This is a genomic window from Geomonas agri (assembly GCF_020179605.1).
GTDB lineage: Bacteria > Desulfobacterota > Desulfuromonadia > Geobacterales > Geobacteraceae > Geomonas > Geomonas agri.
On sequence record NZ_JAINZO010000002.1, the window covers coordinates 1,274,387 to 1,297,091 of the forward strand.

Sequence of the window (22,705 nt, forward strand, 5' to 3'; positions counted from 1 at the left end):
CATGGGATACTGCCCGAACACGCCGGATGACATCCGGGACATGCTGGCGGTAATCGGCGCGGCCAGCGTGGAGGAGCTTTTCGCCCCTATTCCCGCGGAGCTGCGCGCCAAATCCTTCGACCTCCCGCCCGGCATGTCCGAGCTTGAGCTCATGCGGTTGATGAGGGAGAAGGCTGCCTCCTGCGGCGCCGATATCACCCCCTTCATCGGCGGTGGCATTTATGACCACTTCATTCCTGCCGCCATCGATCACCTCGCCTCCCGCGCCGAGTTCTACACAGCCTATACACCGTACCAGCCCGAGTGCGCGCAGGGGACGCTCCAGGCGCTCTACGAGTACCAGACCACCATCTGCCGGCTGACCGGAATGGAAGCGTCCAACGCCTCGCTCTACGACGGCGGCACCGCCGTGGCCGAGGCGGCGCTCATGTCGCTGCGCATCACCGACCGGCACAAGGTGATCCTGGACGGCTCCGTCAACCCGCTGCACCGGGAGATCGTTACCGGCTACCTGCACGGCCTCTCCGCCGAAGCCGTGGACGTGGCTCCGGATGGCTGCGCCTCCGACCTCGCCCGCCTCATGGCCTCCATCGACGACGAGACCGCCGCGGTGGTCGTACAGAGCCCGAACTTCTTCGGCTCAGTACAGGACTTCCGGGAGCTGGCGCAGAAGGCGCACGACCACGAGGCGCTTCTGATCGTCTCCTGCTACCCCATCGCCATGGGGCTGGTCGCCAGCCCCGGCGAGATGGGAGCGGACATCGCGGTGGGGGAGGGGCAGAGCCTCGGCAATCACGTATCGTTCGGGGGGCCCTACTTCGGCTTCATCGCCACCCGCAAGCGCTTCATCAGAAACCTCCCGGGGCGCATCGTCGGCGAGACCATCGACCACCAGGGGCGGCGCGGCTTCGTGCTCACCCTGCAGGCACGCGAGCAGCACATCAAGCGACACAAGGCTACCTCCAATATCTGCAGCAACCAGAGCCTGTGTGCCCTGCGCGGCCTCATCTTCTGCACCTCCCTGGGGAGGAAGGGATTCGAGGACCTCGCCCAGTTGAACTACGACAAGGCCCAGTACGCGAAATCGGTGCTCGGCGCGGTGCGGGGAGTGAATCTCCTTAACCGCGGTGCCACCTTCAACGAGTTCACCTTGGCCCTTCCCAAGGATGCGGGCGAAGTGGTACAACGGCTGCTCGACAAGGGAGTAGCGGCGGGAGTGCCACTGGGTCAGTACTATCCGGACATGGAGCAGGCGCTGGTGGTGACCGTGACCGAAAAGCGGACCAAGGACGAGATCGACCGCCTGGCGGGGCTGTTTGAGGAGGTGTTATGGAGCTGATCTTTGAGAAATCCGTCTCCGGACGCACCGGCGTCAGGGTCCCCTTGAGCGACGTTCCCAAGGCCGCATCTCTTCCCGACGCGGTGAGACGCGGTGAACCGGTGCGACTGCCCGAGGTAGGCGAACTGGACCTGGTGCGGCACTACACCAACCTTTCCCGCAGGAACTTTTCGGTTGATACCAACTTCTATCCGCTTGGTTCCTGCACCATGAAGTACAACACCAAGGTGACCGAGAATGCCGGCGGGCTGTTCGCTTCCTGCCACCCGATGCTGGCGCTGCTTCCCGGCGGCGACAAGCTGGTGCAGGGGCCGCTGGCCATCGTCTATGAGCTGGAACGCCAGTTGGCCGAAATCACCGGCATGGAAGAGGTGACCACCCAGCCGCTGGCCGGCGCCCACGGCGAGATGACCGGCATCATGGTGATCGCCGCCTATCACAAAGCGCGCGGTGACCAGAAGCGGAAGTACGTCATCGTTCCCGACTCCTCGCACGGCACCAACCCGGCCAGTGCCGCCATGGCCGGCTACGAAATCGTCACCGTTCCGACCGCCCCCTATGGCGACATGGACCTCGACCTGTTCCGGCAGGCGATGAACGACGAGGTGGCGGCGGTGATGCTGACCTGCCCCAACACGCTGGGGCTGTTCAACCCACACATAGCCGAGATCTGCGCCATCGCCCACGAAGGGGGCGCGCTCACCTACTACGACGGCGCCAACCTGAACGCGATCCTCGGCAAGGTGCGACCTGGCGACGTCGGCTTCGACGTCATCCACGTCAATCTGCACAAGACCTTCGGTACTCCGCACGGCGGAGGCGGTCCCGGCAGCGGCCCCATCGGCGTGAGGGGGGACCTGGTCCGCTTCCTCCCCACCCCGCGCGTGGTGCGCAGGGAGGACGGCAGCTATGCCGTGGAAGACCATCCTGAAGGGATCGGGCGGGTTTCCGACTTCTTCGGCAACTTCGCCATCATGGCGCGGGCGTATGCCTACATCACGCTCTTGGGGCGCGAGGGGCTGATCGAGGTGAGCGAACAGGCGGTGCTGAACGCGAACTACATGATGGCGCGGTTGAAGGAAGAGTATGACCTTCCCTTCGACCAGACCTGCATGCATGAGTGCGTGTTTTCCGCGAGCCGGCAGGTGCAAAACGGCGTGCATGCCATTGACGTCGCGAAGTACCTCATCGACCGGGGCTTCCATCCGCCGACCGTGTACTTCCCGCTCAACGTCAAGGAGGCGATCATGATCGAGCCGACCGAGACCGAGAGCAAGCAGACCATGGATGCCTTTATCGAGGTGATGCTGGAGGCAGCCAGGATGGCCAAGGACGATCCGGAGCGTCTGCACGAGGCGCCGGTCACCACCCCCGTGGGGCGGCTCGACGAAACCCGCGCCGCAAGAATGCAGCAGGTGTGCTGCGAATAAAAAAAAGAGGGAAAACAATTAGCAGGGAGGAAATCTGAGGACATTTGAGGAAAGACAAAAGCGGAGAAAGGCAAGGGCCTTTGTTTTCACAGATTTTCTCGAATTTCCTCCTTGTGAACGGTTTAGAGGTTTTGATGTGTAAGTGGCGTTTGATAGACACCGGTCCGCTCGATGGTCCCCGCAACATGGCGCTGGACGAGGCGCTGCTCAACTGTTTCCAGAAGGATCCCACCCGGCCGGTTCTGCGCCTGTACGGGTGGAATCCTCCCACCCTTTCCGTAGGACGCTACCAGGATGCGGCGGCCGCACTGAAGCTCGATCTCTGTCGCGAAGAGGGCGTGCCGGTGGTGCGCCGCATGACTGGCGGCGGCATCATCTACCACGCCGCTGAGGTGACCTACAGCGTGGTCTGCGCTCCGGAACACCTGGGCGATCGCACCGGGGTAAAGGACGGCTTCCGCAAACTGTGCGGATTCCTTCTCGGTACCTACCAGCGCCTGGGCCTCGACGCACGCTTCGCCGTCGACTGCAACCCCGGCGAGGAGCGTCTCGGCGAGCGGACCTCGTACTGCTTCGCCGGCAAAGAAGAATTCGATGTGATCATCAACGACCGCAAGATTGGTGGCAACGCGCAGCGCCGCCTCTCCGGCGCCATCCTGCAGCACGGGTCGATCCCGCTGGAGAACCGGGTGCAGCAGGGAATGCGTTACCTGAAGGAACCTGCGCCTGGTGCGACGCGCTCGGTAAGTCTTGCGGACCTGGGGCACATGCCGGAGCCGGATGAGCTGAAACGGCTTCTGGTCGAGTCGTTTCAGGAGCGGATGGGCGTCGAGTTGGTGTCCGAATCGCCGACGGACCAGGAGATGGTGACGACGGGGAAGCTTGAGGAGCATAAGTACCTCTGCCCGAGTTGGACCTTTGAGGGACGGAGCTAAAACGAAAATTATGTTAGTCCCTTTCCCGGAGGGAGAGGGGATGTGGATGCTTGGGGGTGAGATGGAAGTTTTACGCAAGCCGGAATGGCTGCAAAAGAAGGTAAACCCGGCCGCGCACGCGGAGATGGAAGGGCTGTTGAAAGAGCTCAACCTGAACACCGTCTGCCAGCAGGCCCGTTGCCCCAACATCACCGAGTGTTTTCGGCAAAGGCAGGCGACCTTCCTGATCCTTGGACGCGCCTGCACGCGGCTGTGCTCATTCTGTTCCGTTGCCAAGGAGGTGCCGCAGCCCCCTGAGCAGGGCGAACCGGTCGCGGTGGCCGAGGCTGTCTGCCGTTTGAAGCTCTCGCACGTGGTGATCACGAGCCCCACCCGTGATGACCTAACCGACGGCGGCGCAGGGCAGTACGCAGAGACTGTCGCCGCCATTCGCAGTGCCTCTCCTGCAACGAAGATTGAACTGCTGATCCCGGATTTCCAGGGGGACCTTGAGGCGCTCAAGACGGTGCTGGCGAGCGAGCCGGACATCCTGGGGCACAACCTGGAGACGGTGCCGAGGCTCTATGCCATTAGGTCCGGTGCCGATTACCAACGGTCTTTGCGGCTACTGGCCGACGCGCATCGGCTGGCACCGGAGTTAAAGACGAAATCGGGATTGATGCTCGGGCTGGGTGAGGAGGAGGAGGAACTTCTCGCGGCATTCAAGGATTTGGTTGCAGCGGGGTGCAGCTACCTGAGTCTGGGCCAATACCTCGCTCCCAGCCGTCAGCACTATCCGGTGCAGCAGTTTATCGAGCCGGAGCGCTTTGACAGGTTGAAGCAACAGGCCCTAGCCGCCGGCCTCCTCCACGTCGAGAGCGCCCCATACGTGCGCAGCTCATATATGGCTGACCGATATAGTGATATGGCCTGATATGTAGTGGGCGCTAGAGGTGTGCGTGCCCTAACGTTCCCCCCTTTGCAAAGGGGAGACAGGGGGATTTGCTCTTTGCTGTACACCCGCAACATTTCTTCCTAATTCGAAGCATCTCCAGATCTGTCTCTGCGGTGTTTCCTGCCGTCTCATGCTGCCGCGTTTCCTCGCAGGCCCTCGTCACAAAAGCCTCCAAAAGAAAAAGCTGCCAGTTGGGGCAGCTTATGCCACGGAGAAATATCTGAGGTGTCCTTGCTGTAAAGCCTTTCTGCTTCTCTCTGGTTTTGTCTTTTTTCAGAGTCCCTCAGATTTTCTCCGTGGCCAATGGTTATGCTTGTGCTTATTCAGCCTTCAGTGATGCCATGTCGATGGAGAAGCGGTACTTCACGTCCGACTTGACCAGTCTTTCGTACGCCTCGTTCACTCTCTGGATCGGGATCACTTCCACGTCGGAGGTGATGTTGTGTTTGCCGCAGAAGTCGAGCATCTCCTGCGTTTCGGCGAGGCCACCGATGAGCGAGCCGGAAACGCTGCGCCTGCCGAAGAGAAGCGCGAAGGAGGAGAGGGCGAGCGGCTTGTCCGGCGCGCCGACCAGGGTGATGTTTCCTTCCAGCCCCAGCATGTGGATGTACGCGTTGAGGTCGTGATCAGCGGCAATGGTGTCGAGGATGAAGTTGAAAGTGCCGGCATGTTGCTTCATCTGCTCGGCGTCCTTGGAGATGATGACCTCGTCGGCGCCCAGGCGCAGGGCATCTTCTTTCTTGCCGGGCGAGGTGGTGAAGACCACGACGTGGGCGCCAAACGCCTTGGCGAACTTGACCCCCATGTGTCCGAGGCCACCCAGGCCGACGATGCCGACCTTTTTACCCTTGATGTCGCCCCAGCGGTGGATGGGGGAGTAGGTGGTGATCCCGGCGCAAAGCAGCGGTGCGACCCCGGCCAGGTCAAGGTTGGTGGGCACGCGCAACACGAAGTGCTCGTCGACCACGATGCTGTCCGAGTAGCCGCCGTAGGTGACGCCGCCCAGGTGCTTGTCGGGCGAGTTATAGGTGAAGGTCGCATTGGTGCAGAACTGCTCCAGGTTGGCTTCGCAGCTGGGGCAGCTGTGGTCGGAATCGACCAGGCAGCCGACACCGGCCAAGTCGCCCGGCTTGAACTTGGTTACCGCCGAGCCGACCTTGGTGACCCGTCCCACGATCTCGTGTCCGGGCACGCATGGGTAGATAGTCGGCATCACGCTGTTCCACTCATCGCGCACGGTGTGCAGATCGGAGTGGCAGATGCCGCAGAATAGAATTTCGATCTGGACGTCACGGTCGGTCGGCTCGCGGCGCTGGATGGTGGTCGATGCCAGCGGTGCGGTCGCGCTGGCGGCGGAATATGCTTTCGCTTTATACATGGTTGATCCTCCTGTTCCTTGTTACTTGTTGGTGAGCTTTTCCAGCATCTCGGGGTAGCGATCCCCCTCGACGTGGATCTTTGCTGCGGCGGAGTCAATCTGGTGCAGGTCGTCCGCGCTCAGGTTGATGTCGACGGCGCCGTTGTTCTCGTCCAGACGCTCCAGCTTGGTTGTTCCCGGGATAGGCACGATCCACGGCTTTTGCGCCAGCAGCCAGGCGAGGGCGATCTGCGCCGGTGTTGCCTTCTTCTGGGCGGCGATTTCCCCGAGCAGGTCCACCAGGGCCTGGTTCGCCTGGCGCGCCTCGGGGGTGAAGCGGGGGAGAGTGGTGCGGAAGTCGGTGCTGTCGAAGGTGGTGTTGGCGTCGATCTTCCCCGTCAGGAATCCCTTGCCCAGCGGGCTGTAAGCGACCAGGCCGATGCCCAGTTCTTCCAGCGTGGGAAGGATCTCCGCCTCGGGACGGCGCCACCACAGCGAGTATTCGTTCTGCAAGGCCGTAACCGGCTGCACCGCATGGGCGCGACGGATGGTCTGCACGCCCGCCTCGGAGAGGCCGAAGTGCTTTACTTTACCTTCCTGTATCAGCTGCTTCACCGCCCCCGCCACTTCTTCGATAGGCACGTCGGGGTCGACCCTGTGCTGGTAGAAAAGGTCGATGACGTCGGTCTTGAGCCGCTTCAGGGAGGCTTCGGCGACCTCGCGGATGTGCTCCGGCCGGCTGTTCAATCCCGGTGTCGCTCCCTTCATCCCCCTCGGGTCCTTACCGGGAGCGATGTCGAAGCCGAACTTGGTCGCAATCACCACCTGGTTCCGCAGGGGGGCGAGCGCCTCGCCAACCAGGTCCTCGTTGATGAACGGGCCGTAGACTTCGGCGGTATCGAAGAAGGTGACGCCGCGCTCCACCGCCGTTCGCAGCAGGGCAATCATCTCCTGCTTATTCTTTGGGGGGCCATACGAGAAGCTCATTCCCATGCAGCCTAAACCCAGGGCGGAAACTTCCAGCCCGCTTTTCCCCAGTTTGCGCTTTTGCATTGTGGTCTCCTTTGAGTCATTGTGTAGGTGTTGATGCCGTAGGGACCGATGCTATGACAGTAGGCGTACCGGCAAATTCTATCGCATCGTGCTCCATGCTCCAGCGCGGGCAAGATTGCGTGTCCCATTGCGATGATCAGATCCTAGCTCTTAAAGAGGAAAAGCGGGTAGACCGATCCTGCCTGATTTTTGCCTGATCCTCCTGAGGCTGCAAAAAAAGTTGTAATGCGCGTGGAGCTTGTCTAGGATGGTTCTGGGTAAAGAGTTGTTAAAACAGTTGTTTGGGCTGGTGGTTGGAGGCCGATATAATGGAAAAAGCCATTGGAAGTTTGAGGCGGAGCGTTGCCCGATGGACCGAACAGGGCGAGATGTTCACAACGCCGGTCCCTGGGTTGTCGCTGTTCAGAAGGGAAGAAGTGACCGAACCGGCGAGCGGCATCTATGAGCCAAGTGTTTGCCTGGTTGCCCAAGGAGCCAAGCGCATTCAGCTCGGTGATGAGACCTTGATTTACGACGCCAATCACTTCCTGATCACGTCGGTGCATCTACCTACGGTGGTGCAGATCATCGAGGCCAGCCCGGAGAAGCCGTACCTTGGTCTGCGGCTGATGCTTGACCTGCGCGAGGTCTCCCAACTCATGCTGGACAGCAACCTCCCCCAGCCTCGCACCCAGCAGTCCAGCCGCGGCATGGCGGTTGGCGAGGTGAGCTTACCGCTCATAAGCGCCTTCCAGCGTTTGCTCGACCTGCTTGACGAGGAGAAGGACGTCCCGATTCTCGCGCCGATGATCCAGCGCGAGATCATCTACCGGCTATTGGTTGGCGACCAGGGGGCACGCCTGCGGCAGATTGCTTCGGCGGGAAGCCAGAGCCAGCAGATCGCCCGGGCGATCGACTGGCTCAAGGGGAACTTCGCCAACCCGTTGCGCATCGACGAGCTGGCGACCAAGGTCAACATGAGCACTTCCACCTTTCACCACCACTTCCGGAGTCTGACAGCGATGAGCCCGTTGCAGTACCAGAAGATGCTGCGCCTGAACGAGGCCCGGCGCCTGATGCTGACAGAACGCCTCGACGCGACCACGGCCGCCTTCAACGTCGGCTATGAGAGCGCCTCGCAGTTCAGCCGGGAGTACAGCCGTCTCTTCGGTACGCCGCCGCTTAGGGACATCACCCATTTGCGCCGCATGGCCACCGGTGATCTGCCAAGCTCGGTTTCCGCGTGAACTAAGCTACTGCTGAGGAGAGGTATGCTAATCTCAGGCCGGATTAGGCCAACTCCGATTTGAAGTATGCTAACCCGGGTCTGAATTAGGTTAAATCGAACCTGAAGTATGCTAACTCGGACTCGAATTAGGCCAAAACGAACCTGAAGTATGCTAACTCCGATCCGGATTAGCATACTTCGGCCCTGAGTTAAGCTAATTCATCTTCGAGTTAGGCTAATTCGCTCCCGACTTATGCTAATTCCATCCCGAATTAGGCTCCTTCTGCTCCGAATTGCCATGTTTGCCCATGTCGGCAGGTAATGGCCCGTCCGACCTGGAAAACGCCTAATGATTACTGCTGGTCCTCAACATTCCAATACCCCGGCTTCGCGCACGCGCTGAGCTCGCCGGGGTCCTTTTCCGAAACTGTTGAGTGGCGTGAAGTAACGGCGGGGTCCTTGGTGACAATGACCAGTTCGACCTCCTCCCCGACGTGGCTCTTGATCGCTGCTACGTCATGGTCTTTCTTGAACTCGAGTACGATGTGGCCGTCGTCGTCCTGTCCGATCACGCCTGTTGCCCTCAGTTTCATGGGACACCCCCTTGTGTTTGCGTTGTCGAAAAAAGCACCAACGAATCCTGCCATGGGATTAAATATTGTCAATGTGTGGGTGCGCTGAGATGAGGGGGGAAGTCCTTGGGAGCTGTCTAGAGTAGGCGAGGGGAGAGTACGGAAATGAAAAGAGCGACTGCCCGGCAGCGATAACCGTTGATGGTATCGCTGCCGAACAGCCGCTCTCGTTTTTCTACGTGTAGCTATCTGCGCCTATTCGGCGAGCAGTCTCTTGATAGTATCTTCCATGGTCTTGGCGGTCTGGTCCGAGAAGCCCTGGAACCTTTCCACGACCACGCCCTTCTTGTTGATGACGAAGACGGTGGGGATGGAGCGCAGTCCGTATTCGGTCTGCATGTCCTCGCCTGCTATGGCGACCGGGTAGCTGATCCTGCGCTCGTTGATGAAGTTCTTGACGTCGTGGTCGCTTCCTTCATCGACGCTGACACCCAGCACCTGCAGCCCCTGCTTACCGTACTTGGCTTTCAGCGAGTTCAGGTGGGGTATGGATTCTTTACAGGGAATGCACCAAGTGGCGAAGAAGTCCATCACCAGTACGTACCCCTTGTAATTGTTCAGGGTGATCGGCTGGCCGGAAGTTGTGGTCAGCTTGATCGGGGGAGCGGGGTCACCTTTTTGTAGTATGGCGGCGGCGGGTTGCGTGAAGAGCAGCAGGCCTGCCAGTGCCAGGGGAGTGATCCTCGCCAGGTATTTCTTCAACTGCATCTGCTTTTTCATTTTAGAGAGCCTTATTGATCAGGGCCTCCAGCTGGGCTTTGGGGATTGCGCCGACCACCTGGTCAAGCACTTTGCCGTCCTTGATCAGGATAACGGTCGGGATGCCGCGCACGCCGTACTTGCTGGGAGTCCCCGGGTTGTCGTCGACGTTGACTTTGCCTACTTTAACGCGCCCTTCGTACTCGGACGCCACGGTATCGATGAGGGGGGCGATAGCTTTGCAGGGGGCGCACCAGGTGGCCCAGAAGTCTACCAGCACCGGGATGTCGGACTGCAGGACTTCCTTCTCAAAGTTGTCATCGGTAAAGGTATGTACGTTTTCGCTGGCCATGGAACCTTCTCCTTTAATAAAAAAAGTGAGTTCTACTATAAATGAGCCGATGAAAAAAGCAAGGGGTAATTGCCCCCACGGTGAGAGGTGTTTAAGGCGTCGAACCCCTCTTCATCGTTCACGTATTCAGCATTGACAGGGCGGCACGATAGGGCCATATTGGGGCAGCCGCCCCGCCATAAGCAACGCAATCCGTTGGTAACGGGGGCGCCAGGGAGGGCTCGTGCACCACTATCCCATTAACCTGAACCTGAAAGACCGCCTTGCTGTTGTGGTGGGCGGAGGCAAGGTGGCGGCCCGCAAAACGGCGCGACTGGTCGGTGCGGGGGCGCGCGTTACCGTGGTCGCCCCCATGGTCGAGGAATCAGTTGCCGCTCTCACAGCGCAGGGGTGCATCGTGCACCTGTGCCGCGACTACCAGCCCGGCGATCTTGCCGGCGCGACCCTCGTCTTTGCAGCCACCAGCGACCCCGCCGTCAATCGGGAGGTGGCCCGGGAGGCCCGAGAACTCAATGTGCTGGTGGATTGTGTTGATCTACCAGAGGACGGTGACTTTGTGACGCCGGCCGTTCTCGAACAGGGAGACCTGCTGATCACGGTCTCGACCGGTGGAGCCAGTCCTTCTCTGTCAAAAAGGATCGTGGATCGGCTCAAGCCCCAGTTCGGTCCTGAATATGGGGAGGCTGTAGCGCTTTTAAGTACCGTCCGTGAAAAGCTATTGACTGAAAAGGCTGGGAACGCATACAATGACACGGTTTTTGCCGAGCTTGCCGCGCTGGACCTCCCCGTGCTAATCAAAAACGGGCAGAGAGATGCCATAGACCAGATACTCCAGAAGCTCTCCGCTGCCGGGGCCGCACCGGGCTCGGTAGGGGCAGGAAAAGAGGACCCTTCATGAACGCCTTGCTCTTCAACAGCACCCTGGTCATCTACGCGGTCGTCACCGCCGTCTACCTGATCTACTTGCTCAAGCCAAAGGAATCCCTGGGTAAAACCGGGCTATGGCTCACGCTGGCCGGCTTCCTCGTTCATTGCGGCTTCACCCTGAACCGCTTCCTCGAGGCGGGGCACACCCCGATCACCAACCTGCACGAATCGCTTTCCTTCTTCAGCCTCTCCGTGGTCGGGATCTTCCTGCTGCTGGAAAGGCGCTACAAGATCAGCATCCTCGGCTCTTTCATGATGCCGCTGGCGCTGTTGATCATGGCCATCTCGGCCTCCTTCTCGACGGTGATTCCGCCCCTGAACCCGGCTCTCAAGAGCAAGTGGCTCGCGGTGCACACCATCATGGCTTTCCTCGGCTACGCCGCCTTCGCCATTTCCTTCGGCGTCAGCATCATGTACCTGATCCAGTCGCACTTCCTGAAGACGCGCAAGCTGGGCGCCATGTTCCAGAAGCTCCCCTCGCTGGACATCCTGGACGACATCAGCTACCGCTGCCTCACCTTCGGTTTCCCGCTACTCACCTTCGCCATCATCTCCGGGGCCATCTGGGCCGAGACCGCGTGGGGGACCTACTGGAGCTGGGATCCCAAGGAAACCTGGTCGCTGATCACCTGGTTCATCTATGCCGCCTTGCTGCACGGCAGGCTCACCACCGGCTGGCGCGGCAGGAAGGCCGCAATGCTCTCCATCTTCGGCTTCGTCATCATGCTCTTCACCTTCCTCGGCGTTAACCTGTTGTTGCCGGGACTGCACAGCTATAAGTAAGAGGGATTACCCCAGAAGGGGCAGGGATTGTTATGAACATTATTGTGGTTGGGCTTTCGCATAAAACTGCCGCAGTTGAAATCCGGGAAAAGGTTGCATTCTCCCCCACCCAGATGGAGAAGCCTCTCAACGCCCTCGTGGCGCTCCCCGACATCACCGAGGCCGTCATCGTTTCCACCTGCAACCGCGTGGAGATCTACGCCACCACCCGCGACGTCGCCGGCGGCATGGCCCGCCTGAAGCGTTTCCTTGCCGACTACCACAACTTCCCGCTGGAGACGCTGGAGAAGCACCTGTACAGCTACCACGGCGAGGAGGCCACCCGTCACGTCTTCCGTGTAGCGTCGAGCCTCGACTCCATGGTGGTCGGCGAGCCGCAGATCCTCGGGCAGATCAAGACCTCCTACGGCTACGCAGCCGAGTTCAAGAGCTCCGGCATCATCCTGAACCGGTTCCTGCACAAGGCGTTCTCCGTCGCCAAGAGGGTGAGGACCGAGACCAAGATCGCCTCTTCGGCTGTCTCCGTTGCCTTTGCCGCGGTGGAACTGGCCAAGAAGATCTTCGGCGAGCTCTCCGACAAGACCGTCCTGCTGATCGGTGCCGGCGAGATGTGCGAACTGGCTGCCAAGCACTTCATCAACGTTGGCGTGCGTGGCGTCATGGTCACCAACCGTACCTACGAGCGCGCCGAGAAGCTGGCCGAGGAGTTCGACGCCAAGCCGGTGCACTTCGAGGCCCTGATGGACCACCTTCCCAAGGCGGACATCATCCTTTCCTCCACCGGAGCACCCCACTTCATCATCCACGAGAAGGACATGGAAGAGGTGCTGCGCCGCCGCAAGCTGAAGCCGATGTTCTTCATCGACATCGCCGTGCCGCGCGACATCGACCCCAAGGTCAACGACGTGGAGAACTGTTATCTCTACACCGTCGACGACCTTAACGGCGTGGTGGCCACCAACCTGGAGCAGCGTAAGGTTGAAGCGGCCAAGGCCGAGGCGATCGTTGAGCAGGAGATCGGGCAGTTCTTCAAGTGGCTCTCCTCGCTGGACGTGACCCCGACCATCGTGGCGCTCAGGAGCCATTTCGACGAGATCAGGAAGGCGGAACTGGCCAAGACCCTCTCCAACTGGAAGGATCTCCCTCCCGGTGCCGACAAGAAGATGGACGCACTGACCAACGCCATCATGAACAAGCTGCTGCATCATCCCACCAGCCTCCTGAAGAGGACCGACCAGGGGAGCCGCAACGACCTCTACGTCGACGCCCTGCGCCACCTCTTCGACCTGGAGACTCCTGAGCAGCAGGAAAGCATGATGGAACTGGAAGACTGATTACTTTAAAGATAGATCAACAGATAAAGGAGAAGTGCATGGCGCTGAAAGAGCTGAGAATAGGAACCCGCGCGAGCCAGCTCGCACTGTGGCAGGCAAACTGGGTCAAATCCGAGCTGGAAAAACGCTACCCTGACATGACCGTCACCTTGAAGAAGATCAAGACCATAGGTGACAAGATCCTCGACGTGCCGCTGGCGCAGGTAGGCGGCAAAGGTCTGTTCGTGAAGGAAATCGAGGAAGCGATGCTGCGCGGCGAGATCGACATCGCGGTGCACAGCATGAAGGACGTGCCGACCGAGTTCCCGGAAGGCTTGGGCCTGTACTGCATCACCGAGCGCGAAGATCCGCGTGACGCGGTGATCTCCAAAGGTGTCAAGTTCCTCGACCTGCCGCAGGGCGCCCGCATCGGCACCTCGGCGCTTCGCCGCCAGGCACAGCTGCTCAAGGTCCGTCCCGACCTGGAGATGGTTATCATCCGCGGCAACGTGCAGACCCGCATGGACAAGCTTGAGACCGAAGGGCTCGACGCCGTCATCCTGGCAGCCGCAGGCCTTAACCGTCTCGGTTTCGCCGACCAGATCACCGAACTGCTCCCGACCGACCTGTCGCTTCCGGCCATCGGCCAGGGCGCATTGGGCATCGAGTGCAACCTCTCCAACGAGGACGTGAAAGACGCGATCTCCTTCTTCAACCACCTGGACACCAGCCGTGCGGTACGCGCGGAGCGCGCCCTGCTCTGGCGCTGCGAGGGCGGCTGCCAGGTGCCCATCGCCGCATTCGGCGAAGTCACCGGCGACGAGCTGAAGCTGACCGGCTTCATCGCCTCCGTGGACGGCAAAGTTTCCGTGAAGGGTGTCGTCAGCGGTCCGGCCGACGACTGCGAGAAGCTGGGCGTGAAGCTCGCCGAGCAGCTCCTCTCCGAAGGTGGCCATGCCATCCTCGCCGAGGTCTACCAGCGTGAAGTCTCCCGGGAGAAGGAAATCCCGGTATAGAACCTAAAGCATTACCATCCACCTTCGCCAAGGCTTCGGCGGACAGGCCCCGGCAACGGGGCCTCCGCCGAAGCAGGTGCTTGAAACCATGCGCATTGGCGGAGTTTGTCCACCGAAGCGCGTCAGTGCGAAGGTGGATGGTTAAAGCTTGTTTTTTGGATTTAAAGGCTAACGGTTCTACCTTAGCCTTTTGCCTTTTGCGCACGATACTCTCTTTTCCTGGTGCGAGATGACTGCTGAAACGACAAAGAAAGGCTACGTCTACCTGATTGGCGCTGGCCCTGGCGATCCGGGCCTGATCACCGTGAAGGGACGGGACTGCCTGGCCAACGCGCAGGTGGTTATGTACGACTACCTGGCCAACGACGAACTGCTGCGGCTGGCTCCCAAGGGCGCGGAACTGATCTACGCCGGCAAGGTCGGCGGCGAGCACAACCGCGAGCAGAGCCAGATCAACGAACTGCTGGTGCAAAAGGCGCTCTCCGGCAAGGTGGTGGCACGGCTCAAGGGGGGAGACTCCTTCATCTTCGGCCGCGGCGGCGAAGAATGCGAGGCGCTGGTCGAGGCGGGGATTCCCTTCGAGATCGTTCCGGGCATCACCGCGGCGGTAGGCGCCACCAGTTACGCCGGGATCCCGCTCACCCATCGCGGCGTGACCACGTCGGTCGCTTTCGTGACCGGACACGAGAAAAAAGGTAAGGCGTCCTCCGAGATCGACTGGGAGGGGCTTTCACTGGGCAGCGGCACCGTGGTCTTCTACATGGGCGTCACCAACCTGCCGCACATCGCGCAAAGCCTCATGGATCACGGACGCGCGCAGGAAACCCCGGTGGCACTGATACGCTGGGGCACCCGCCCCGAGCAGGAGGTGCTGGTCGGCACGCTGGCGGATATCGCGGACAAGGCGCGCGCCGCCGGTTTCAAGGCCCCCGCCATCACCGTGGTCGGCGAAGTGGTGAGTCTCCGGGAGACGCTGCGCTGGTTCGACAACCGCCCGCTCTTTGGGCGTTCGGTGCTGGTGACCCGCGGTGCCGACCAGGCAGGCGAGTTCACCTCGATGCTGGAGCAACTCGGTGCCCGCGCCTACTGCTGCCCGACCATCGAGATCGCCGCGCCGGAGAGCTACGCTGCCCTGGACGAGGCGATTGACGCACTGGACAGCTTCCACTGGATCGTTTTCACCTCGTACAATGCGGTCAAATACTTTTTCGCAAGACTTGCCGAGCATGGTCTCGACAGCCGTGCCCTCGGGCGCTGCCATGTCTGCGCGGTCGGCCCCAAGACCGCCGCGGCGCTCGCGCCTTACGGTATCCGTCCCGACCTCATCCCCACCGACTATAAGGCGGAGGGTGTCGTGGCCGCTTTCTCCGAACTGGACATGAACGGGAAATGGGTTCTCTTCCCCAAAGGTGATCGGGCCCGTGAAGTGATCCCGGAAGAACTGGGACGCCTGGGCGCGCAGGTAATCGCACCGGTGGCCTACGCCAACCATACCCCGTCGAGCATTCCGGAGGAGGCGTTGCTGGCGCTCGAGGAGAAGCGTATCGATTGCGCTACCTTCACCTCATCGTCCACGGTGCAGAACCTGGCCGGCATCCTCGGGGAAAACCGTTTCCTGCACCTGATGCAAGGGGTCACCGTCGCCTCGATCGGTCCGATTACCTCCAAGACTTGCCGCGACCTCGGTCTCGACGTGCACATGGAGCCGGCCGAGTTCACCCTGGAGGCCCTGTCGCGGGAGATGATCAGCTTTTTCGGCGGGAAATAATAAAGAGAAGTCTTTTTCAAGAACCAACGCATAAAGCAAAAGGAGAAATCTATGTTCTACCCGGTGTACAGAGCGAGACGAATTCGGGGCAAGGAAGTCTTCAGAAACATGGTGAGAGAGACCTCCGTCTCCGCCAACGACCTGATCTACCCGATGTTTTCCGCCTTCGGCAAGGGGATCAAAAAAGAGATCTCGTCCATGCCGGGCATCTACCAGCAGTCCATCGAGAACATCGTCGAGGAGGCCCAGGAGGTTTACGAGCTGGGCGTTCCGGCGGTGATCCTTTTCGGTATCCCGGAGCAGAAGGACGCAATGGGTAGCGACGCCTACTCCGAGACCGGCATCATCCAGGAGACCATCCGCGCCATCAAGAAGCAGGTGCCCAAGCTGGCGGTCATCACCGACGTCTGCATGTGCGAGTACACTGACCACGGCCACTGCGGCGTGATCAAAAACGGCGATGTGGACAACGACGAGACCCTGGAACTGCTGGCACGCGAGGCTCTTTCCCATGCCAGGGCCGGTGCCGACATGGTTGCCCCTTCCGACATGATGGACGGTCGCGTCGCAGCGATCCGCGAGTCGCTGGACAACAACGGCTTCAACCACATCCCGCTGATGAGCTACGCGGTGAAATACGCTTCCGGCTACTATGGCCCGTTCCGCGAGGCCGCCGAGTCCACCCCGCAGTTCGGTGACCGCCGCTCCTACCAGATGGATCCGGGCAACAGGCTCGAGGCGATCCGCGAGGCGAGGATGGACGTCGAGGAGGGAGCCGACATCCTGATGGTCAAACCGGGCCTGCCGTATCTCGACATCGTGCGCGAGGTGAGGAATGAGTTCAACCTCCCCACCGCCGTGTACAACGTCTCTGGCGAGTACAGCATGGTGAAGGCCGCCGCCAAGATGGGGTGGATCGACGAGGACCGCGTCGTCATGGAGACCATGATGTCGTTCAAGCGCGCCGGCGCCGACCTGATCCTGACCTACCACTCCAAGGAAGTGGCCAAGCTGCTGCGCAAGGGGTACGAGGCCGAGCTGAACGGCCGTTGCGGCTGCGGCTGCAGGTAGCCAGTAGCACCGATATAAAATGTAAAGCCCCTGTCGACTCCGTCGGCAGGGGCTTTTTTAGTTCAATCGGGGGGCGACGGAATGGAGATGTGTTCCTCCCTCTGGTGAAGGGGGGGGCAGGGGGGATTTGATCCGTTATTTCCACCTGTTCAGCATCACGACCACCGGTAGGATGGCGCGCGCCCCTTCGACCACGGCGCTGCGTGGGTTGGACACGGTGAAGACGTTGATGCCGGTGCGCTCCTCAAGCAGGTGCCGCAGTCCCGGTATCAACGCGCCGCCGCCGGTGAGGCAGATGCCGCTGTAGATGATGTCACACCCTATGTCGTTGGGCAGATCCCTGATGAAGGAGTCGATGCTGTCGGCGATCTCGTCGAGAATCGGGACCAGGGCTGTAGCGGCCGTTGCACCCGCGGCATGCTCTGCAGGTCCATTGGTACCGCAATGACGCAGCAATAAGTCAGCCTCCTCTTCATGCAGCACAGTCCTTTGCACCGCTTCAAAGGCGGTCACAACGGCGTTGCGCATCCGGCAGCAGCCGCCCCTGAGGGCGTAGCTGGCGACGACTTTGCCGGAACGCAGCACCGCACAATCGGTGACGCCGTCACCGATATCCACCACCATCTGTGCGTAAGGGGAGGAAACATCGAGGTTGGCGCCGACGGCAGCGGCCAGCGGTTCCGGGATGATGGACACCGCGGCGGCCCCCGCCTTCATGATGGCATCGGTGAGTAACTGGCGCTCGCTGTGACTGGCATCGCTGGGGGCGCAGCCGAGAATGCTTGGCTTCACCATGCCGAAGACGCGGCGCCGTTCGAGCACGGGTTGCAGAATCCGCAACGCCGCCTCCGGGTCGACGATGACACCGTCGTGCAGCGCTTTACGAGATCCGATCCGCGAAGGAATTTCAACAATGCCGCAGTTCCCGGTGGCAATGCGAGTGGTTGCAGTCCCGACATCGAGTGCGACGTGCTGTCGCCACTGGTCCATGTTGAATATAGTCATGACCCTGCCCCGACAAGTTGCTGTTCTTGCTGGAGGCGAGCATAGCCCAAGGGAGAATCAGGGTCAAACAAAAGCGTTACTTCAGAGCCCGTTACGCAAAGGACGCAAAGAATCCGCAAGGTACGGAAAGAGCGCGATTTTGGTTCAACCAAAACCATTCTTAGCGTACTTCGCGGGTGCTTTGTTTTTTATGCTTTGCGTAACTGCTTTAGTTCTTTCAAGCCCTGATCATGACCAGTAGCATCTTGAAACGCTTGACCGCGCGAAGGGAATGAGGAATGTTCGCCGGCATGATGATGATCTCGCCTGCGGCCACGTTGTGCGCCACCCCGTTTATGTTGACCTCGGCCTCACCGTCCAAAACCTGCACGAAGGCATCATAGGGCGCCGTGTGCTCGCTCAGTCCCTCGCCAGCGTCAAAAGAGAAAGCCGTGACGGTGCCAACCGGCTTGTCGATAACGGTCCTGCTGACCACCGCGCCGTCCGCATATCCTGCCAAGTTCACAAGATTAATTGCTTCACCCAGTGCCACCCCTTTTTTCTCTGCCATATCCATTCTCCTTTGCCGGTTGATTGCTCTCGATGTCTGAACTTTAGCGCGTTCAGAGAGTGATTCAATTGATGCAGGTCAATCTAATGGTAAAATTCTGCGCATGCCCAAGCCTTTTCGCTACCTCGAACCCACCTTCTTCGCAGGACTGTTCGACGACCCGCTGCTCCTGGTGCGAGTGCGTCCAACCGGCCGCGCTCTCCTTTTCGACTGCGGCAAGATGCACCACCTCGCCAAAAGGGTCTACACCTCCATCGACGCCATCTTCATCAGCCACGCCCATATGGACCACTTCATGGGGATGGACAGCGTAATCCGCCACAGCCACGCCTCGCCGCGCACTATCGACGTCTTCGGTCCGCCGGGACTCTCCAAGCGCATGGCGAGCAAGTTCGCCTGCTACGACTGGAATCTTGCTGATACGTTCTGGGGTAACTTCAGAGTCAACGAAATCAGGCCAAACGGGAGGGTGGCGAGCATGCTCTACAGTGGCCCGGAAGCCTTTGCGGCCAGTTGCGAGGGGGAGCGTAACGGCGTCCTCTACGGCAACCGGCACCTGACCGTGAGCGGGACACAGTGTGAGCACCACATTCCGGTGATGGCCTATCGCATAGACGAGGGCGCGACGTTTGTGCTCGATGATGAGCGCATGGCGGCGGAAGGAGTTAAGAAGGGGGAGTGGCTCAAGGACATGGAGAAGCTCTTCCACGACGGCGTCATGGAAGGGAGCCCGGTCAAGTATCCGCACGACCGCGGCGGGATAGTGGAAGAGAGAGTAGCGCCAGATGCCGCAGAGTTGTACCAGCGCATCAGGAAGTTCGAAGAGCCGGCCAGCATCGGCTACGTGACTGACATCGGCTATTCCGAGGAGAACGTGGAGAAGCTGGGGGGGCTGGTGCAGGGGGTGACGCTGTTGGTGTGCGAGTGCGCCTTCCTGGCGTCGGAGAGCAACAAGGCCGGGTTGTCCCGCCACCTCTGCACGACACAGTTCAACGAGTTATTGGACCGGTTGCGTCCGAGGTACGTGCTGCCGATGCATTTCTCCAAGACCTACCAGAGGGGGAGCGATCCCTTGTACCAGGAGATCGAGCCCCCACCCGGCGTCACCGTGCTGAAGATCCCGGATCGCCTCACCCCCCGCCCCATCATGGAGAGCGAAGTGCCGAGGCCAGTCGAGATATAACCTGAAAAGCTGGCCCTTTTCTTGTCTTGAATCTCTCACAGCTTTTCTGCTACAAAGGCAGCCATGAAAAAGACCAGCTCCAACAGTGATGCCCCGGTAGTCTACTCCTCCGAATTCGGTCGCATGTGCCCCGGTTGCGGCAAGCCGGCCAACGCCTGCCTCTGCAAGAAGTCGGCAGCGCCCGCAGGCGACGGTGTGGTCCGCCTGAGACGCGAAACGAAAGGGCGCGGGGGCAAGACGGTCATCGTCATCACCGGCCTCCCCCTCGATGCCACGGCGCTCACCGCGCTGGCCGGCGAACTGAAGAAGCGCTGCGGTTGCGGCGGGACCGCCAAGGACGGCGTGATCGAGATCCAGGGCGACCATGCCGACACCCTTCTCGCCGAACTCGCCAAGCGCGGCTACAAGGCAAAAAGGGCCGGAGGGTAAGCTCCGGTTACTCCACCGAGAAGGTCTGCCCCCCCAGTCCCACCTTGTCGCCGGGACGCAGTTTCCTGCCGCGGCGCAGTTCCACCTCGCCGTTCACCGACACCATCCCCTCAGAGATGATGATCTTGGCTTCCCCACCCGAGGAGACGGCATCCACCGCCTTAAGAAAACTGTCCAGCTTAATAAACTCCGTGTCGATCTTCACATTTCCTCCGATATCTATGACTGCCACCGTTATGGCGCGGTTGAACTTATCATACTTTTCTGCTAAAAAGGGGCATTTCGCAAAGGAGATTGTGCATGTATACCACTAACGATTTCAAAAAGGGGCTCGTCATAAAGCTGGACGGCGCTCCCTGTGTCATCATGGACGTAGCCTTCCAGTCCCCCTCCGCTCGCGGCGCCAACACCATGGTCAAGACCAAGTACCGCAACCTGCTCACTGCCCAGGTCCTCGAGAAGACCTTCCGCTCCGGCGACAAGGTGGACGAGGCGGATTTCGAGCGCCACAAGGGGCAGTTCCTTTACGCCGACGGCGGCCGCGGCATTTTCATGGACCTCGAAAACTACGAGCAGTTCGAGATGGAAGAGGAAAATTTCGAAGCTATGGCCCCTTTCCTGCTAGACGGCACCGAGGTTCAGCTCGGCATCTTCCAGGAGCGCATGGTCAGCGTCGACCTTCCCATGGTCGTCGAGCTGGTGGTGACGGAAACCGCTCCGGCGCTGAAGAACGCCACCGCGACTGCACAGACCAAGGAAGCGGTACTTGAGACCGGTCATCGCCTGCAGGTTCCGCCGTATCTCGAGACCGGCGAGAAGATCAAGGTCGACACCCGCGACGGTCGTTTTATCTCCCGCGCTTAGTCAGTCATAAAAATTAGAAGAAAAGGGTTGACACCGTCGGCGATTCAAAGTATAAAGTTGGTCTCTTGCCCAGATAGCTCAGTCGGTAGAGCAGAGGATTGAAAATCCTCGTGTCGGCGGTTCGATTCCGTCTCTGGGCACCACTAGAAATCAGGCACTTACGTTAATTCGTAAGTGCCTTTTCTTTTGCTGTTGACGCAGATGTTGACGCAGGTTAAATGCACCGCCTACATCTAAAGCCTCTGCTCTCTTCGACACTGGTGCTTTTGTCCTATTGCCATAGGACAAAGTACACCAGACACATCCTCCTTTGCTCACATACTCGCAAACTCGGTTGAGTAAGCTATCAGGGCAACTAGACCAGACCACTCCTCGCAAGTACCCATTCACACTACCAATACTCATGATACTGTACCCCTCATTAATGCCCTAACCACTAGGAGCAACAAGTGAATTGCTGGTATCGTGTGTAGGGCGGGTTTGTAAAGGGACATCGGGTTATCTACAAGCACAAAAGCTTTAGGAGGAGTACCACCTATGATCCTGACACCTAACGCCCGCCAACTCCCGCAGGGTGTTCTCCAAACTTGCATTGTGGGGTGCCAGGTAATGTGAGACTTGTCAGCAGATAAGCTGATAAGCAGAAAAGCAAACTCCGAAGCAGATTTCATTTTTTATATATACAGTGAGTAGAGTGATTGAGATGTGAGGTCTGAATTAGCGTTATCGCCTACCCCGGGGTCGATTCTGCTAAACGTATAGGTAGGTATAGGTTGACAAGGGATCTCCGGTTAGAAACGGAATGCGTCCGCTTGCTATAGGAAACCAGTGTCGGCTCTCAAGAGTTATTTGCTACGCAAACATCCCTTTCGATCCGAGCCTAAAAAACCTCAAGTGGCTGTTGTTTCGACTACTTTGATGTGGTAAAAAGAGCAGTAGTTGCGTCAATACTTGCGTCAAGTGCCAATGTGTAGCCGCAAGTGCCTGTAATCCTGTGAGATTTATATTCAAGCAGAGGATACCAAATCCGCTGTGCGCCTCTTGAGTGAAGGAAAGTTATGGAAATGATTGATGTAGTGCTAGGGCAAATAGAGAGCAGTAGCAAAAGCAAGATCACTGTCAGAAATATGGCTGAAAGGATCAAAGCTGTTCTGGCATCAGCTATGCCTGAAGACTATGATGAAATTGATCTGACGCCAGACGCCCTGATTGATGTCATCAGGTATGTTAGAGATGAAGTAAATAAACCTAGGGCCTTTGAGCCCAACTACCAGCTCCTTCAAGAGATATTAAAATACCAGAGAAAATTTTACTTACAGGGAACCGTTGATGATACAAGCTTACTTCTCACGTATCGGTCCTATATTATCAGACATTCGGAAGTGTATGAGACCCTACGTGAGGAGTTGGATAAGCGTGGAGAAGTGACTTTCCATTACGAACTTAATATGGCCTTACCATTACATGAAAACATTGATAGCATCAAAAGGTATTGCAATGCTTTAGAAATTGCAGTTAGATCGCAATATGGAATTGTATCAACGATGCTAGACGAGTGTAAAGGATTAGGCCCCTTTTTCATTTTCCATGAAGACGTTATCGGTAATGAAGAGGCTTGGGATAAAAGGCTACTCTACTGGTATGCCTGTTACGAGGCGCACACCCTTTGCCACGTCAAAGGTCTGAGCAAAGCTGAAACCATCCGTGAGTTGGATGCCTCCCTTCCAAACCTGTACAGATTTAATCTTGACGATATGACTAACGCAACCCACAAGCTTGACGGTTACCTTGATGAAGCAAACCGCTTGATTGCCAGTGCAGCGGCAGGCACCTTCCCCTATTAACCCACTTTAGTCCC

Annotated in this window: 23 protein-coding genes and 1 tRNA gene; 16 read left to right on the forward strand and 8 right to left on the reverse strand. The window is 59.1% G+C overall.

What is annotated here, in order from left to right:
* Position 1: 1 nt before the first annotated feature.
* The 4 genes from gcvPA (at position 2) to lipA (ending at position 4,617) form a co-directional block, all read left to right on the forward strand.
* Positions 2 to 1,339 (forward strand): aminomethyl-transferring glycine dehydrogenase subunit GcvPA, encoded by a 1,338-nt coding sequence (gene gcvPA / locus K7R21_RS16970; protein ID WP_224984458.1) that lies wholly within the window; start codon positions 2 to 4, stop codon positions 1,337 to 1,339.
* Positions 1,330 to 2,769, forward strand: coding sequence for an aminomethyl-transferring glycine dehydrogenase subunit GcvPB (gene gcvPB / locus K7R21_RS16975; protein ID WP_224984459.1), 1,440 nt, complete (start codon positions 1,330 to 1,332; stop codon positions 2,767 to 2,769). Before gcvPA ends, gcvPB begins: the two co-directional genes overlap by 10 nt.
* 134 nt (positions 2,770 to 2,903) lie before the next feature.
* Positions 2,904 to 3,704 carry a lipoate--protein ligase family protein gene (locus tag K7R21_RS16980; protein WP_224984460.1) on the forward strand — a complete coding sequence of 267 codons (801 nt, stop codon included), beginning with the start codon at positions 2,904 to 2,906 and terminating at the stop codon, positions 3,702 to 3,704.
* 61 nt (positions 3,705 to 3,765) lie between these two features.
* Positions 3,766 to 4,617, forward strand: coding sequence for a lipoyl synthase (gene lipA / locus K7R21_RS16985; RefSeq protein ID WP_224984461.1), 852 nt, complete (start codon positions 3,766 to 3,768; stop codon positions 4,615 to 4,617).
* A gap of 340 nt (positions 4,618 to 4,957) precedes the next feature.
* Here the strand turns inward: lipA and K7R21_RS16990 are convergent, their stop codons facing one another.
* Both K7R21_RS16990 and K7R21_RS16995 read right to left on the reverse strand, forming a co-directional pair.
* Positions 4,958 to 6,016: an NAD(P)-dependent alcohol dehydrogenase gene (locus K7R21_RS16990; protein WP_224984462.1), complete on the reverse strand. Its 1,059-nt coding sequence runs from the start codon at positions 6,014 to 6,016 to the stop codon at positions 4,958 to 4,960.
* A 21-nt stretch (positions 6,017 to 6,037) separates the two neighbouring features.
* Complete coding sequence (locus K7R21_RS16995; protein WP_224984463.1) at positions 6,038 to 7,048, reverse strand: aldo/keto reductase; 1,011 nt, start codon at positions 7,046 to 7,048, stop codon at positions 6,038 to 6,040.
* Positions 7,049 to 7,356: 308 nt separating this feature from the next.
* Here K7R21_RS16995 and K7R21_RS17000 point away from each other — a divergent pair, with 308 nt between their 5' ends.
* Positions 7,357 to 8,274 carry an AraC family transcriptional regulator gene (locus tag K7R21_RS17000; protein ID WP_224984464.1) on the forward strand — a complete coding sequence of 306 codons (918 nt, stop codon included), beginning with the start codon at positions 7,357 to 7,359 and terminating at the stop codon, positions 8,272 to 8,274.
* A 334-nt stretch (positions 8,275 to 8,608) separates the two neighbouring features.
* Here the strand turns inward: K7R21_RS17000 and K7R21_RS17005 are convergent, their stop codons facing one another.
* From K7R21_RS17005 to trxA, 3 genes are all read right to left on the reverse strand, one after another.
* Positions 8,609 to 8,848 (reverse strand): hypothetical protein, encoded by a 240-nt coding sequence (locus K7R21_RS17005; RefSeq protein WP_224984465.1) that lies wholly within the window; start codon positions 8,846 to 8,848, stop codon positions 8,609 to 8,611.
* A 234-nt stretch (positions 8,849 to 9,082) separates the two neighbouring features.
* Positions 9,083 to 9,607 carry a TlpA family protein disulfide reductase gene (locus tag K7R21_RS17010; protein WP_224984466.1) on the reverse strand — a complete coding sequence of 175 codons (525 nt, stop codon included), beginning with the start codon at positions 9,605 to 9,607 and terminating at the stop codon, positions 9,083 to 9,085.
* Position 9,608: 1 nt separating this feature from the next.
* Entirely contained in the window at positions 9,609 to 9,938 is a 330-nt protein-coding gene (gene trxA, locus K7R21_RS17015) for a thioredoxin (protein ID WP_224984467.1), read from the reverse strand.
* 223 nt (positions 9,939 to 10,161) lie between these two features.
* On the opposite strand from trxA, the gene K7R21_RS17020 reads away from it, so the two are divergent.
* The 6 genes from K7R21_RS17020 to hemB all read left to right on the forward strand — a co-directional run bounded on the left by K7R21_RS17020 (position 10,162) and on the right by hemB (position 16,816).
* Positions 10,162 to 10,836 (forward strand): precorrin-2 dehydrogenase/sirohydrochlorin ferrochelatase family protein, encoded by a 675-nt coding sequence (locus K7R21_RS17020; protein WP_224984468.1) that lies wholly within the window; start codon positions 10,162 to 10,164, stop codon positions 10,834 to 10,836.
* On the forward strand, positions 10,833 to 11,648 hold the full coding sequence (gene ccsB, locus K7R21_RS17025) for a c-type cytochrome biogenesis protein CcsB (RefSeq protein WP_224984469.1): 816 nt from the start codon (positions 10,833 to 10,835) through the stop codon (positions 11,646 to 11,648). The genes K7R21_RS17020 and ccsB overlap by 4 nt, the downstream gene beginning before the upstream one ends.
* Before the next feature lie 32 nt (positions 11,649 to 11,680).
* The gene (gene hemA, locus K7R21_RS17030; RefSeq protein WP_224984470.1) at positions 11,681 to 12,982 is read left to right on the forward strand and encodes a glutamyl-tRNA reductase; all 1,302 of its coding nucleotides are present in this window, start codon (positions 11,681 to 11,683) and stop codon (positions 12,980 to 12,982) included.
* 38 nt (positions 12,983 to 13,020) lie between these two features.
* Entirely contained in the window at positions 13,021 to 13,977 is a 957-nt protein-coding gene (gene hemC, locus K7R21_RS17035; protein WP_224984471.1) for a hydroxymethylbilane synthase, read from the forward strand.
* A 229-nt stretch (positions 13,978 to 14,206) separates the two neighbouring features.
* Positions 14,207 to 15,745, forward strand: coding sequence for a uroporphyrinogen-III C-methyltransferase (gene cobA, locus K7R21_RS17040; RefSeq protein WP_224984472.1), 1,539 nt, complete (start codon positions 14,207 to 14,209; stop codon positions 15,743 to 15,745).
* 51 nt (positions 15,746 to 15,796) lie between these two features.
* Positions 15,797 to 16,816, forward strand: a complete 1,020-nt coding sequence (gene hemB, locus K7R21_RS17045; RefSeq protein WP_224984473.1) for a porphobilinogen synthase — start codon at positions 15,797 to 15,799, stop codon at positions 16,814 to 16,816.
* 135 nt (positions 16,817 to 16,951) lie between these two features.
* On the opposite strand, the gene K7R21_RS17050 is transcribed toward hemB, so the two are convergent.
* Together K7R21_RS17050 and K7R21_RS17055 are read right to left on the reverse strand one after the other, a co-directional pair.
* Entirely contained in the window at positions 16,952 to 17,821 is an 870-nt protein-coding gene (locus tag K7R21_RS17050) for a rod shape-determining protein (RefSeq protein ID WP_224984474.1), read from the reverse strand.
* Between the two features lie 217 nt (positions 17,822 to 18,038).
* The gene (locus tag K7R21_RS17055; RefSeq protein WP_224984475.1) at positions 18,039 to 18,371 is read right to left on the reverse strand and encodes a cupin domain-containing protein; all 333 of its coding nucleotides are present in this window, start codon (positions 18,369 to 18,371) and stop codon (positions 18,039 to 18,041) included.
* 103 nt (positions 18,372 to 18,474) lie between these two features.
* Between K7R21_RS17055 and K7R21_RS17060 the strand changes: the two genes are divergently transcribed.
* Positions 18,475 to 19,554: a ribonuclease Z gene (locus K7R21_RS17060; protein WP_224984476.1), complete on the forward strand. Its 1,080-nt coding sequence runs from the start codon at positions 18,475 to 18,477 to the stop codon at positions 19,552 to 19,554.
* A gap of 63 nt (positions 19,555 to 19,617) precedes the next feature.
* Complete coding sequence (locus K7R21_RS17065) at positions 19,618 to 19,983, forward strand: translation initiation factor Sui1 (protein WP_224984477.1); 366 nt, start codon at positions 19,618 to 19,620, stop codon at positions 19,981 to 19,983.
* 7 nt (positions 19,984 to 19,990) lie between these two features.
* On the opposite strand, the gene K7R21_RS17070 is transcribed toward K7R21_RS17065, so the two are convergent.
* A complete protein-coding gene (locus K7R21_RS17070) occupies positions 19,991 to 20,188 on the reverse strand; it encodes an RNA-binding S4 domain-containing protein (protein ID WP_183345151.1) in 198 nt (65 codons plus the stop codon).
* A 95-nt stretch (positions 20,189 to 20,283) separates the two neighbouring features.
* Here K7R21_RS17070 and K7R21_RS17075 point away from each other — a divergent pair, with 95 nt between their 5' ends.
* From K7R21_RS17075 to K7R21_RS17085, 3 genes are all read left to right on the forward strand, one after another.
* Positions 20,284 to 20,847, forward strand: coding sequence for an elongation factor P (locus K7R21_RS17075; RefSeq protein WP_224984478.1), 564 nt, complete (start codon positions 20,284 to 20,286; stop codon positions 20,845 to 20,847).
* Positions 20,848 to 20,914: 67 nt separating this feature from the next.
* Positions 20,915 to 20,990 (forward strand) — tRNA-Phe (locus K7R21_RS17080).
* 915 nt (positions 20,991 to 21,905) lie between these two features.
* Positions 21,906 to 22,691 (forward strand): hypothetical protein, encoded by a 786-nt coding sequence (locus K7R21_RS17085; protein ID WP_224984479.1) that lies wholly within the window; start codon positions 21,906 to 21,908, stop codon positions 22,689 to 22,691.
* Positions 22,692 to 22,705: the final 14 nt, after the last annotated feature.

Excerpts from the sequence above, each read along its gene's own strand:
- gcvPA (WP_224984458.1), top strand. The coding sequence starts at position 2 with ATGGGATACTGCCCGAACACGCCGGATGACATCCGGGACATGCTGGCG.
- gcvPB (WP_224984459.1), top strand. The coding sequence starts at position 1,330 with ATGGAGCTGATCTTTGAGAAATCCGTCTCCGGACGCACCGGCGTCAGG.
- K7R21_RS16980 (WP_224984460.1), top strand. The coding sequence starts at position 2,904 with ATGTGTAAGTGGCGTTTGATAGACACCGGTCCGCTCGATGGTCCCCGC.
- lipA (WP_224984461.1), top strand. The coding sequence starts at position 3,766 with ATGGAAGTTTTACGCAAGCCGGAATGGCTGCAAAAGAAGGTAAACCCG.
- K7R21_RS16990 (WP_224984462.1), bottom strand. The coding sequence starts at position 6,016 with ATGTATAAAGCGAAAGCATATTCCGCCGCCAGCGCGACCGCACCGCTG.
- K7R21_RS16995 (WP_224984463.1), bottom strand. The coding sequence starts at position 7,048 with ATGCAAAAGCGCAAACTGGGGAAAAGCGGGCTGGAAGTTTCCGCCCTG.
- K7R21_RS17000 (WP_224984464.1), top strand. The coding sequence starts at position 7,357 with ATGGAAAAAGCCATTGGAAGTTTGAGGCGGAGCGTTGCCCGATGGACC.
- K7R21_RS17005 (WP_224984465.1), bottom strand. The coding sequence starts at position 8,848 with ATGAAACTGAGGGCAACAGGCGTGATCGGACAGGACGACGACGGCCAC.
- K7R21_RS17010 (WP_224984466.1), bottom strand. The coding sequence starts at position 9,607 with ATGAAAAAGCAGATGCAGTTGAAGAAATACCTGGCGAGGATCACTCCC.
- trxA (WP_224984467.1), bottom strand. The coding sequence starts at position 9,938 with ATGGCCAGCGAAAACGTACATACCTTTACCGATGACAACTTTGAGAAG.
- ccsB (WP_224984469.1), top strand. The coding sequence starts at position 10,833 with ATGAACGCCTTGCTCTTCAACAGCACCCTGGTCATCTACGCGGTCGTC.
- hemA (WP_224984470.1), top strand. The coding sequence starts at position 11,681 with ATGAACATTATTGTGGTTGGGCTTTCGCATAAAACTGCCGCAGTTGAA.
- hemC (WP_224984471.1), top strand. The coding sequence starts at position 13,021 with ATGGCGCTGAAAGAGCTGAGAATAGGAACCCGCGCGAGCCAGCTCGCA.
- cobA (WP_224984472.1), top strand. The coding sequence starts at position 14,207 with ATGACTGCTGAAACGACAAAGAAAGGCTACGTCTACCTGATTGGCGCT.
- hemB (WP_224984473.1), top strand. The coding sequence starts at position 15,797 with ATGTTCTACCCGGTGTACAGAGCGAGACGAATTCGGGGCAAGGAAGTC.
- K7R21_RS17050 (WP_224984474.1), bottom strand. The coding sequence starts at position 17,821 with ATGACTATATTCAACATGGACCAGTGGCGACAGCACGTCGCACTCGAT.
- K7R21_RS17055 (WP_224984475.1), bottom strand. The coding sequence starts at position 18,371 with ATGGCAGAGAAAAAAGGGGTGGCACTGGGTGAAGCAATTAATCTTGTG.
- K7R21_RS17060 (WP_224984476.1), top strand. The coding sequence starts at position 18,475 with ATGCCCAAGCCTTTTCGCTACCTCGAACCCACCTTCTTCGCAGGACTG.
- K7R21_RS17065 (WP_224984477.1), top strand. The coding sequence starts at position 19,618 with ATGAAAAAGACCAGCTCCAACAGTGATGCCCCGGTAGTCTACTCCTCC.
- K7R21_RS17075 (WP_224984478.1), top strand. The coding sequence starts at position 20,284 with ATGTATACCACTAACGATTTCAAAAAGGGGCTCGTCATAAAGCTGGAC.
- K7R21_RS17085 (WP_224984479.1), top strand. The coding sequence starts at position 21,906 with ATGGAAATGATTGATGTAGTGCTAGGGCAAATAGAGAGCAGTAGCAAA.